The 11,877-nt window shown below is 54.2% G+C and carries 9 protein-coding genes; 1 reads left to right on the forward strand and 8 read right to left on the reverse strand.

Going from position 1 to position 11,877, the window contains the following annotated elements:
* Positions 1 to 51 precede the first annotated feature (51 nt).
* The 6 genes from ABGB15_RS00670 to gmk form a co-directional block, all read right to left on the reverse strand.
* On the reverse strand, positions 52 to 1,443 hold the full coding sequence (locus tag ABGB15_RS00670) for an NCS2 family protein (RefSeq protein WP_215723084.1): 1,392 nt from the start codon (positions 1,441 to 1,443) through the stop codon (positions 52 to 54).
* A 112-nt stretch (positions 1,444 to 1,555) separates the two neighbouring features.
* Complete coding sequence (gene recG / locus ABGB15_RS00675; RefSeq protein ID WP_215723083.1) at positions 1,556 to 3,637, reverse strand: ATP-dependent DNA helicase RecG; 2,082 nt, start codon at positions 3,635 to 3,637, stop codon at positions 1,556 to 1,558.
* 3 nt (positions 3,638 to 3,640) lie between these two features.
* Positions 3,641 to 4,330: a tRNA (guanosine(18)-2'-O)-methyltransferase TrmH gene (gene trmH / locus ABGB15_RS00680; protein WP_152082725.1), complete on the reverse strand. Its 690-nt coding sequence runs from the start codon at positions 4,328 to 4,330 to the stop codon at positions 3,641 to 3,643.
* A 4-nt stretch (positions 4,331 to 4,334) separates the two neighbouring features.
* Positions 4,335 to 6,449, reverse strand: coding sequence for a bifunctional GTP diphosphokinase/guanosine-3',5'-bis pyrophosphate 3'-pyrophosphohydrolase (gene spoT / locus ABGB15_RS00685; RefSeq protein WP_152082724.1), 2,115 nt, complete (start codon positions 6,447 to 6,449; stop codon positions 4,335 to 4,337).
* A gap of 19 nt (positions 6,450 to 6,468) precedes the next feature.
* Entirely contained in the window at positions 6,469 to 6,744 is a 276-nt protein-coding gene (rpoZ, locus tag ABGB15_RS00690) for a DNA-directed RNA polymerase subunit omega (RefSeq protein WP_000135058.1), read from the reverse strand.
* A 54-nt stretch (positions 6,745 to 6,798) separates the two neighbouring features.
* Positions 6,799 to 7,422: a guanylate kinase gene (gene gmk, locus ABGB15_RS00695; RefSeq protein ID WP_152082723.1), complete on the reverse strand. Its 624-nt coding sequence runs from the start codon at positions 7,420 to 7,422 to the stop codon at positions 6,799 to 6,801.
* A gap of 251 nt (positions 7,423 to 7,673) precedes the next feature.
* Here gmk and ligB point away from each other — a divergent pair, with 251 nt between their 5' ends.
* Positions 7,674 to 9,344: an NAD-dependent DNA ligase LigB gene (ligB, locus tag ABGB15_RS00700; protein WP_215723082.1), complete on the forward strand. Its 1,671-nt coding sequence runs from the start codon at positions 7,674 to 7,676 to the stop codon at positions 9,342 to 9,344.
* Here ligB and ABGB15_RS00705 read toward each other — a convergent pair.
* Together ABGB15_RS00705 and ABGB15_RS00710 are read right to left on the reverse strand one after the other, a co-directional pair.
* Positions 9,341 to 10,993, reverse strand: a complete 1,653-nt coding sequence (locus tag ABGB15_RS00705; protein WP_215723081.1) for a phosphoethanolamine transferase — start codon at positions 10,991 to 10,993, stop codon at positions 9,341 to 9,343. The two genes, ligB and ABGB15_RS00705, sit on opposite strands and share 4 nt — an antisense overlap.
* 116 nt (positions 10,994 to 11,109) lie before the next feature.
* Positions 11,110 to 11,727, reverse strand: a complete 618-nt coding sequence (locus ABGB15_RS00710; RefSeq protein WP_152082720.1) for a trimeric intracellular cation channel family protein — start codon at positions 11,725 to 11,727, stop codon at positions 11,110 to 11,112.
* Between the last annotated feature and the right edge of the window lie 150 nt (positions 11,728 to 11,877).

The following is an 11,877-nucleotide window of genomic DNA, read 5'->3' on the forward strand; positions in this document are numbered from 1 at the left end:
ATGGTGTAAAGAGATGTCACGGCAGGCATTGACAGCCTGCCGTGATGACGATCAATTTTTTTCAGGCGGGAAAACAAGGTTCAGGACGATCGCGGTGATACCACCAGCCGCAATACCGGAAGAGAGCAGGTTTTTCACCCAGTCCGGCGCAAACTGCAGGATCAGCGGCTGCTGAGACACGCCCAGCCCAACGGCCAGCGACAGCGCGATAATCATGATCGCCCGGCGGTTCAGCGGCTCGCGGGAGACAATACGCACGCCAGAGGCCGCGATAGTGCCGAACATCACCAGCGTCGCGCCGCCCAGCACCGGCTCAGGGATGTGCTGCACAAAGCCGCTTACCGCCGGGAACAGACCGAGGACGATCAGCATCAGCGCGACGACGAAACCAACGTAACGGCTGGCAACCCCGGTCAGCTGGATCACGCCGTTGTTCTGGCCGAAGCAGGAGTTCGGGAAGGTGTTAAACACAGCTGAAACAAACGAGTTCAGGCCGTTCGCCAGCACGCCCCCCTTCAGACGCTTCATGTACAGCGGGCCGGAGACTGGCTGTTCAGAGACATCAGACGTTGCGGTGATATCACCGATGGTTTCCAGCGAGGTGATCATAAAGACCAGCATCAGTGGCAGCAGCAGACCCCAGTCAATGCCCAGGCCGTAGTAGAGCGGTGTCGGAATTGTGATCAGCGCGGCGTTCGTTGGCGCGGTGTTCTCCGGCAGCATGTCCAGCGCCCATGCCATCAGGTAACCGGCCGCCATGGCGATCACCAGTGATGCCACGCGCAGGTAAGGGTTACGCTGACGGTTAAGCAGAATAATGATCGCCAGCACCACGCCTGCCAGCAGCAGGTTTTTCGGCGCGCCGAAGGTGTGGTCGGCCATGGCTGCATAGCCACCGCCGATAGAGGTCAGACCCACCTGAATCAGCGACAGGCCGATAATCATCACCACCACGCCGGAGACCAGCGGAGTGATCACGCGACGCGCCAGGTGCAGAACGCGGGAGATTACCATCTCCGTGCAGCTTGCCAGCATCAGCGTGCCGAAAAGCGCTGCCATCATGGTCGGAACATCTGCACCGCCGGTTTTTAGCGCCGTACCGCCCATGATCAGCGGTGCCACAAAATTAAAACTGGTGCCCTGAATCGACAACAGCCCAGAGCCCACCGGACCCCACGCTTTAATTTGAATAATGGACGCCACGCCGGAGGCAAACAGGGACATGCTGATAATGTGTTGTGTGTCCTGCGCCGGTAAACCAAGAGCCTGGCAGATCAGCAGCGCAGGGGTGATCACCGCAACGAACATCGCCAGCAGGTGCTGACAGGCGGCGAACAACGTTTGAGGCAATGGCGGGCGGTCTTCAAGGCGGTAAATCAGTTCGCTGTTCTGCTTCTGCGCAATCGGTTGCGCATCTGGCGACTCTAAGGTGTTAACGGACATCGGCGGCAATCCCACGGTGGAAAAGCGGGCATTTTAGCTGAGCAGTGGGTAAAAGCAAACGATTGCCAGCAAAAAAAGACAAGAAAATCTGCTGCCGATCTTCGGCTAATCGTCAGGCGTTGGAATACCGTTCGGTTTCCGGCATCCAGCGCTCAATTAACGCCGCCGCCTGCTCGGGGTAGCGTTCATGAATATGGCGGGCGAGGCGCTGAACTTCGGGGATCATCGCCTGATCGCGCAGTAAGTCAGCGACTTTGAATTCTGCATTCCCCGTCTGACGCGTACCCAGCAGTTCACCGGGGCCACGAATTTCCAGGTCTTTTTGCGCAATCACGAATCCGTCGTTGCTGTCGCGCAACACCTGCAAACGCATCTGCGCCGTTTTTGAAAGCGGCGCTTTGTAGAGCAATACGCAATGGGAGGCCACAGCGCCACGGCCAACGCGACCGCGCAGCTGGTGGAGTTGCGCAAGACCCAGACGCTCCGGGTTCTCAATAATCATCAGGCTGGAGTTCGGGACGTCCACACCCACTTCAATCACGGTGGTCGCGACCAGCAAATGCAGCTCACCCTGTTTAAACGACTGCATCACCGCCTGTTTCTCTGCAGGCTTCATGCGCCCGTGAACCAGGCCAACGTTCAGCTCCGGCAGCGCCAGTTTTAGCTCTTCCCACGTCGCTTCTGCGGCCTGCGCTTCAAGCAGTTCTGACTCTTCAATCAACGTACAGACCCAGTACGCCTGTCGCCCCTCATGAGTACAGGCGTTGCGCACGCGGTCGATAATTTCACTGCGACGCGTGTCCGGAATGGCGACGGTGGTGACCGGCGTGCGGCCCGGCGGCAGCTCGTCAATGGTCGAGGTATCGAGGTCGGCGTAAGCGGTCATCGCCAGAGTGCGCGGAATAGGCGTCGCGGTCATGATTAACTGATGCGGGTGGAAGCCCTGCTGCAGCCCTTTCTCCCATAGCGCCAGACGCTGATGTACGCCAAAACGGTGCTGTTCGTCGATGATCACCAGTGCGAGGCCGTTAAACTGCACCTGTTCCTGGAAGATGGCGTGCGTGCCGACAATCATCTGCACCTGCCCGCTGGCAATGGCCTCCTGTTGCGCAAGGCGCGCTTTGCCCTTTTGCTTGCCAGCCAGCCAGCCCACCTCAACGCCAAGCGGCGCGAACCAGGTGCGGAAGTTGTTCGCGTGTTGTTCAGCCAGCAATTCGGTCGGTGCCATTAGCGCCACTTGTTTACCGTGAGCAATTGCTCTCAGTGCGGCCAGTGCTGCAACCAGCGTTTTACCGGAACCGACGTCGCCCTGAACCAGACGCATCATCGGCACATCCAGCGCCATATCACGTTCAATCTCGGCGGTGACACGTGCCTGTGCGCCTGTAGGTTTAAACGGCAGCGAGGCCAGCAGCTTATCTTTGAGTTCATCGCGCTGGCTTAATGGCTGCGCATGGAAACGCTGCGCGCCTGCACGAAGTGCCAGCATGCTCAGGTTGTGTGCCAGTAACTCTTCAAGGATAAGCCGCCGTTGGGCTGGGTGTTTACCGCTTTCTAAATCGATGAGCTGCAGCGATGGCGGCGGGCGGTGCAACGTGCGTATAGCTTCCGGCAGGCTCATCATCCCTTGCGCCAGTTCAGGCGGTAGCAGCTCGGCAATGGCGCAGGTATCGAGCAACTCCAGTGCCTGGTCGGTGAGCTTACGCAGCGTCGCCTGCTTGATGCCTTCAGTCGTCGGATAGACAGGCGTGAGCGTCTCCTGCAGTTCCGGCGAGCTGAGATCGCCCTGCACGCGGTATTCCGGGTGGATCATTTCCGCGCCGTATTTACCGCGTTTGGCTTCACCATACGCGAGTACGCGTCGGCCAGTGGCAAGGCTGTTTTTCATTGCCGCACTGAAGTTGAAAAAGCGCATGGTGAGAATGCCGGTGCCGTCGCTGATCTGACAGGTCATCATCCGGCGTCCGCCAAAGGTGATGTTGCAGTTCAGCACTTCGCCTTCAACGGTGGCGTAAATCGCGGGCAGCAGATCGCCAATCTTGTACAACTGGGTGCGGTCTTCGTAACGCAGGGGGAGGTGAAGCAGGAGATCCTGCACGGTGTGAAGGCCGATTTTTGCCAGTTTACTGCTTTGCGCCGCACCCACGCCCGTCAGGCTACTGAGCGGTATGGCATCCAGCAGGCGGCCTTTCATGGTTTACCCTGCGTACTGCATGGTGGACCACCACTCGGCATCGGCTTCAATTTCGCCCTGCGCGTTGACGTGGGGATAAGGCAATTTTTTCTGCTTCGCGACGCGAGCCAGCACCGGATAGCCACCTTCAAACAGCAGGCGCTGCTGTTCTTCTTCCGGCAACATGCTATTGCTGCGTTTGTACATTCCGGCGTTCTGACGCTGACGCTGTGCTTCGTACAGGATAAGTGCAGAGGCCACAGACACATTCAGCGACTGTACCATGCCGATCATCGGGATAATGATGTCCCGATCCGCCAGATCCAGCGCTTCCTGAGTGATCCCGGTTTTCTCCTGCCCCATCAAGATGCAGGTCGGACGGGTGTAGTCGATCTCGCGGAAATCCACGGCGTTGTCTGAGAGATTGGTCGCAAGCACCTGCATACCGCGACCTTTAAGGTGCGATACGGCGTCGCCAATCGTTTGATGCGTTTTGACAGAAACCCAGCTGTTGCTGCCTGCGGCTGTTGAGGCCATGGTACGCATGCGGCTACCGGGCCAGACGGCATGCACTTCGTGCACGCCTACGGCGTCTGCGGTACGGACAATAGCAGAGACGTTATGAGGTTTATGGACCTGCTCCATGCAGACCGTCAGGTCAGGCTGACGCCTGGCGAGCATCTCACAGATACGCTCGTAACGTTTTGAATTCATAAGTCTAGTTTCGGTTTCGGGTGACTTTAATCACGTCTGGCATGACGCGGATCTTGCGCATGATATTCGCCAGATGCACACGGTCACGGGCCGTCAGACGGATAAAGGCGCTATAGACGCGACCATCTTTTTCTTCTGTGTTCAGGCTCTGAATATTGGAAGAGGCGGTGTTGATCGCTGCCGTCAGGTTTGCCAGTGCACCCTGGTGGTTGAACATGTCCACCTTAATTTCGGTGATAAACTCTTGCGCCGTCTCTTTATCCCACTCGACTGCCATGAACTTCTCGGGCTCTTTCTGGTAGCCACGGATGTTACGGCAGGATTCATGGTGGATCACCAGGCCTTTGCCCGGACTGACGTGCGCAATAATCGGGTCGCCCGGTATTGGTCGGCAGCATTTGGCGAAGGTGATAAGCACGCCGTCCGCGCCTTTGATCGGCAGGTGACCGTGACTTTGCGTGGTCGCAGGTACTGCTGTCGTGTCACCTTGCTGGAGGTTCTTCGCCACAACGACGCTCATGGCATTGCCGAGGCCGATCTCTGCCAGCAGGTCATCCAGTGACGCGAGCTTCATGCGCTCCAGCTCATGCTGGATGTTTTCTTGTGGGATCTCTGCCAGCTTACGGCTGCCACCCAACGCATGGTTAAGCAGACGACGGCCCAGGCTCACAGAGTCATCACGTTTGAGGTTTTTCAGCAACTGGCGGATTTTGGCGCGCGCTTTAGAGCTTACGACAAAGTTCAGCCAGGCTGCGTTCGGACGTGCGCCCGGCGCGGTAATAATTTCCACCGTCTGGCCGCTGGAGAGTGGCTGAGACAGCGGATAAGGCTGTCTGTCGACGCGCGCGCCCACGCAAGCGTGACCGATATCGGTATGCACGGCATACGCGAAGTCGACCGGCGTTGCGCCCGCAGGTAGTTCGACAATGCGCCCTTCTGGTGTGAAAACGTAAATCTCATCCGGGAAGAGATCGGATTTAACGCTCTCAATAAATTCAAATGAGCTTCCCGCACTTTGCTGCAGTTCCAGCAGGCTTTGCATCCAGCGCTGGGCGCGGATTTGTGCGGTGGTGCTGCTTTCGCCGCCGTGCTCTTTATAAGCCCAGTGTGCTGCGACACCCATTTCCGCCATCTGGTCCATGTCTTCGGTACGGATTTGTACCTCAACAGGAACGCCGTGAGGGCCGATCATGGAGGTGTGCAAAGATTGATAGCCGTTCGCTTTTGGAATGGCGATGTAGTCTTTGACGCGCCCCGGACGTGGCTTATACAGGCTATGCATCTGCCCCAACACGCGATAGCACGTATCGGAGTCATGAACGATCACGCGGAACGCGTAGATATCCATGATCGAGTGAAAACGCTGCTCCTTGAGCACCATTTTGCAGTAGATGGAGTACAGATGCTTTTCGCGACCACTCACGCGGCACGGAATTCCCGCTTCCTGTAAACGCCCTTCGATTTCAGAGAGGATCTTTTGAATCATCTCTTTACGGTTGCCGCGCGCGGCTTTCACCACCTCTTTAATCACACGGTAGCGGTTCGGATACAACGCTTCAAAACCCAGCTCTTCCAGCTCGGTTTTAATGTGATGGATACCTAAACGGTGCGCCAGTGGGCTGTAGATTTCGAGAGTTTCACGGGCAATGCGGCGACGTTTGTCCGGGCGAAGTGAGCCCAGCGTGCGCATGTTGTGGGTGCGGTCAGCGAGTTTGATGAGAATGACGCGGATATCCTGCACCATCGCCATAATCATCTTGCGGAAGTTTTCGGCTTGCGCCTCTTTCTTGTCGCGGAAATTCAGCTTATCGAGCTTAGACACCCCTTCCACCAGTTCGGCAACGCTTTTACCAAACAGCTGTTCCATGTCCTGGTAAGTGGCAGGGGTATCTTCAATCACGTCATGCAGCAGGGCAGCCATCAGCGTTTCATAGTCGAGTTTCATCTCGGCCAGAATGCAGGCCACCGCTACCGGGTGCGTGATATAGGGTTCACCGCTTGAACGTGTCTGGCCCTCGTGAGCGTCACGTGCAACGAGATACGCCTGCTGGAGACGCTTAATCTGGTCTTCCGGCAGGTAGTTTTGAATCAGCTGATTCAGGCTTTCAAACAGATACAAGGGCGACCCGCAGGTTTAATTAACGACGACCTTCAGCAATAGCGGTTACGGCCTGCAGTTCTGCGGCTTCCTGCTCTTGCTGCTCCTGGCGCTCGCGCACGTCGAGGATCTGGTTGTTGATCAGACCTTCTTCGATTTCGCGAAGTGCAATAACGGTGGTTTTATCGTTTTCTTCCGGAACCAGCGGATCTTTACCGCCTACCTGCATCTGACGAGCGCGACGCGCGGCGACCAGCACCAGGTCAAAACGGTTACCAATTTTCTCTACAGCGTCCTGAACAGTTACGCGTGCCATACTTAAAATGCTCCACAGGTGAAGAAATGACTGGGCATGATACTGAAAGTGGGTTCAGTCTGCCAACAGTTTGGTGATTAATGCGTCATGTCGCTGCTTCTGGCGGCTCATACGCAAACGTTCTGCACGAAGAATGGTTTTGAGATCGCTCAGCGCGGCATCAAAATCATCATTCACAATAAGGTAATCATATTCCGCGTAATGGCTCATTTCTGCAACTGCCTGCGCCATACGTTTTGCGATCACCTCTTCGCTATCCTGACCCCGGCCACGCAGGCGGCGATCCAGTTCCTCTTTCGAGGGCGGTAAAATAAAGATACTGCGCGAATCCGGCATTTTCTTGCGAATTTGCTGTGCGCCCTGCCAGTCGATATCCAGGAACACATTCACGCCGGTTGCCAGGATCTGCTCGATGGTCTCACGCGAGGTTCCGTAGTAGTTACCGAAAACTTCGGCGTGTTCAAGAAACGCGTCTCTGCCAATCATCGCCCTGAATTCGTCGTGATCCACAAAGAAATAGTGTTCACCGTGTACTTCTCCCGGACGCGGCTGGCGCGTGGTATGAGAAACAGAAACCTGTGTGTCGTACAACGGTTGGGTCTTTAACAGTGCCTGAATAAGGCTGGATTTACCCGCGCCACTAGGGGCAGAAACAATATAAAGCGTGCCTTGAGCCATGAGAGTCTTTTGTATGTGTTAGCGAAGAAGTCCTACATACGGGCTTATTATACACGTCACCGCTGTGTGACGTAGCCTTTGTCACACTTTTTCCCCTGGATTATTAAATTTTGCGTACTGTTTTCAGGTTTTACTTGCGGTTTGCAGCAATCTAAATAAACGCTGGATAGCGCCTCGCAAGATGAAATGTTGCCATTCGCATTGTTTTGCGCCTCGGGTTATACCTCCATCAACGCAAAGGAGGAGTAACGATGTGGCGATGGATAAGCGGGTTAATGCTGTTGTGGTGTGGCTCAGGCGTGGCGGTGTGTCCGGTGTGGTCGCAGGATAAGGCTGAGAAAGAGATTGCAACCTTAAGCGCACAGATCAAACGCTGGGATGACGCGTACTGGAAACGGGGCACGAGCGAAGTGAGTGACGACGTGTACGATCGGCTCAGTGCGAGGTTAAAGCAGTGGCAGCATTGTGTTGGACAGGGGACTTCTGAGGATGTTATTCCTGCGCTGGCGGGCAACATAAAACATCCTGTTCCCCATACTGGCGTGCATAAAGTGACCAGTAAAGAGGAGCTGCGCAACTGGATGCAGACCCGCCGCGACCTCTGGGTACAACCCAAGGTCGATGGTGTCGCGGTGACATTGGTCTACCGCAACGGAAAGTTAAGCCAGGCAATCAGCCGTGGCGACGGTATCAAAGGCGAAGACTGGACCGCGCAGGTGCGTTCGATACCATCGGTTCCCGGTAGCCTGCAAGGTGCGCTTGCCAATAGCGTGTTACAAGGCGAGCTCTTTCTGCTACGTGATAACCATATCCAGCAGCAGATGGGCGGAATGAACGCACGAGCAAAAGTTGCAGGTGCCATGATGCGGCAAACGGATAAATCGCTTCTGAGCAGGATAGGCGTGTTTATCTGGGCCTGGCCGGATGGTCCGAAAACCATGCGTCAGCATCTTACTGAACTCTCTGCTGCGGGGTTTGGTTTGACGGCGCGTTTTACCTTGCCTGTTCGTTCTGTTGAGGAAATTGAAGCACAGCGTGCCCGGTGGCTGACATCTCCCTTACCCTTTGTGACAGACGGTATTGTGGTGCGCTCGGCGAATGAACCTTCCGGCGAAAGCTGGCTGCCGGGGCAGGGAAACTGGGTTGTTGCGTGGAAATACACACCCGTTTCGCAGGTTGCTGAGGTGCGGGAGATTCAGTTTGCGGTGGGGCGCACGGGAAGGACATCTGTCGTGGCGGTACTTGAGCCTGTACTGCTGGATGATAAGCGCGTGCAGCGTGTCAGCCTGGGGTCTGTTGGGCGCTGGCAGCGGCTTGATATAGCGCAAGGCGATCAGGTGCTGGTAAGTCTGGCAGGCCAGGGGATTCCCCGGCTCGATAAGGTCGTCTGGCGGGGAGCCAATCGGCAAAAACCGCAACCTCCGGCATCTCAATTTCATTCGCTGACGTGTTTTTATGCCTCTCCTGAGTGTCGCGAACAATTTATCGCAAGGTTGGTATGGCTTGGATCAATGCAGGTGCTGGATATAAACGGTCTTGGTGAGTCAGGCTGGCACATGCTTCATCAGGCGCACCACTTTACGCATCTTTTTTCGTGGCTTGCCTTAACAAAAGAGCAGCTTCAGCACACTCCCGGTTTGAGCGCATCGAAAGGATTACAGTTGTGGCACCGTTTTGAGCTTGCCCGTCGCCAACCTTTTCTTCGCTGGGTTGCTGCCATCGGGCTGCCTGTTCTGCAGTCGGCGGTAAAGGTTATGGATGAACAATCATGGCAGCAGTTGGCTGAAAAGGATGTCATGAGCTGGCATCAGCTTCCTGGTATAGGGAAAGAAAGGGCGCGCAGCCTGGTTGATTTTATTCACGATCCGGCGTTAAAAGCCCTGACAGCCTGGTTAGGCGAGCAGGGCATTCAGGGCTTTTAAAGTGAATTTTTCTTTGCGACTCGCCAGGGCGTTTTTCTGTCAGGTGAGATGAACGTATCGCGTAGCTGATCGTAGTCGAAGATATGGCGGCCACCATCCATCACTGAGAAAAGCGTTTGTTCCTGGTGACAGGTTTCCAGCAATGAACTGCAGTTTTCGATTCCGGTGGAGATCCCAAGCCAGCTTAGCATGAGCGAATAGTTGTTGGCGGTGCTCCAGTAGTCTTGCACCCAACCCAGCTCTCTTTTCTGGCTGGCGAGGGCCGATGGGCTGTACCAGATAAATTGCGGGACATCGTAGGCTTCTTTGCTCGGATTGCGAGATCCGTGCATATAAAGCGACTCCAGCTTCGGGTTTTTTTCCAGCCCATGATCTGAAAAATAGAGGAGGGAAGACGCACTGCCCTGCAGCCGTTTTGCAACTTCACCAATAAAATAGTCGGTGAAACGGATCGCGTTGTTATAACAATCTTCATATTTATTGCCAGTATGAAGAATTTCAGCAGAGGCTGGATACCGATCGCAGGCCATTTCATGGCTGCCGTTAATATGCAGGACGATGAATTTTTTACCGGGAGTTTTTAATGCATCATCCAGGGCCGGTAAAAGCTCAGTATCATATTTTGTATCGATCCAGTGTGTTTTTTGGCTCGTTGAAGCAATGGCAACAATGTAGTTATTGCTTTTACCAGAGTTGCCCTGAGCGCTGATCCATTCGGTGTGATACCCCGTCTTTCTGGCAATGCTAACGATATTGTCAGCAAGTTTATCGGCCGTGAAGTGGTCGGGATCGGCTTTGCTTAAAATCATCGGAACAGCCAGCACGGTGGCGGATGCAGGGGCGATAGCATGGCTAAAAATCAGCGCGCTTTTTGCCAGTGCAGACTCGACCGGGGTGGTGTCCTGGTTAAATCCATACAGTTGCATATTACTGCGGCGAGCTGATTCACCCACAATGACCACATAGTTTTCTATGCCCGTTTCATGGTACTGCAGGGCGGGATAATGCACATTTTGTTGCGCGATGCTTGCCGCCAGCGCGTTGTCGCGCTGGGCGATAATAAATTCTGAGCCGGTATAGAACGGTGTATTGGTCAGAATGCGTGAGCTCAGGGGATAGTAAACTTCGAGGTCTTTGCGCTTTTTCAGCCAATTTGCGGTGGAGTACCAGGCGACAAAGATAACCAGCAGCACAACCCCGGCCACTTTTATTCTGCCTGAGCAATGTTCACTAAGTGATTTAATGGCGTACCAGGTGACAAAAAAATAAGCAATGGTGACCGGGAGGCTATGCAGGTATAACCCTGACATGCTTTTCGCTTCGGCCAGATGGGTCGCCAGAATACTCATTGCAAACACAGTGTTAAATTCACTCTGATAAACATCCCACGTGTTGAACGCAATCGCGAAATTAAGCGTCAGCAGAGAGAGCAGAACGAACGTAATGATTTTTCCAGGAAGGCAGCGATAGATAGCTGCTGCGCTCAGCAACAGCAGACCGTTGCAAATTGCAATACGTACCGCAAAACGCGCGGGTTGCATAAAGAAAACCGGCCACAGTTGGATCAGCACGGAGATAAGCAGCAGAATTAAAAAATGGCTGCTGAGCTTTTTATTAATAATAAGTGCTGAGGTTTTTGCAAAGGTCATTGTTTCTTAACGCAAATTCTATTCTGACAAAGAACCGATAGTTTATCGCGTTTTCATGAGCAGTTTGAGACTACAAAAAGTGCTTTTTACTACTTTGTTGTAGCTTCGTTAAGAAATTAATGTGCGTCGTGAGTGTAATGAAAAACGGGTAGACCCAGTTTTAAGCGCAACGCCAGCAGGCGGGTGGTGAAACCAAACAGCAGAGTACCAATCACCACAACGTCCTGACTGGAGACATAATGCTGTAACGCGATATACAACACAGCGGATGCGAATGAAATTCCGGCGTAAAGTTCTTTCTGAAAAACAAGGGGAATACGTTTGCAGAACAGATCGCGTAATACGCCGCCAAATACACCCGTCACGACCGCAGCAATACTGGCGATAATAGGACCTTCACCCATATCCAGCGCGATTTGTGCACCGATAATCGAAAATACAACCAGACCGAGGGCGTCAAGCACCAAAAAAAGACGACGCAAGTGAGGCATTACAGGTGCGGCAATGGTGGTTAGCACTGCTGCAATAGCAACGATTACAACGTATTCGGGGTGCTTCACCCAGCCAAGAGGGTAATGTCCCAGCAGAATATCGCGTACCGAGCCGCCGCCCAGCGCGGTGGCTGTGGCGATGATAATCACCCCAAAAGTATCCATACGACGGCGTCCGGCGGCAAGCGCACCGGTCATGGCTTCAGCAGTGATCCCGATCAGGTAAAGGACATGTAGCAGCATTTTTCCCCCAACGTTGAGGGCAACAGAGTAGCGTTTTGTGCAGAGGCTCACGATTTAGATTTTTTTGTGTGAGCGTGTTATCCATACTTTTTCTAATAATAAAATGCTGTGATGGCAATGTTAGCGTGAAAATGCAGATTATTTTTCATT

Origin of the sequence: Enterobacter sp. MALB-1, assembly GCF_041021625.1 — a bacterium.
Taxonomy (GTDB): Bacteria; Pseudomonadota; Gammaproteobacteria; order Enterobacterales; family Enterobacteriaceae; genus Enterobacter; species Enterobacter oligotrophicus.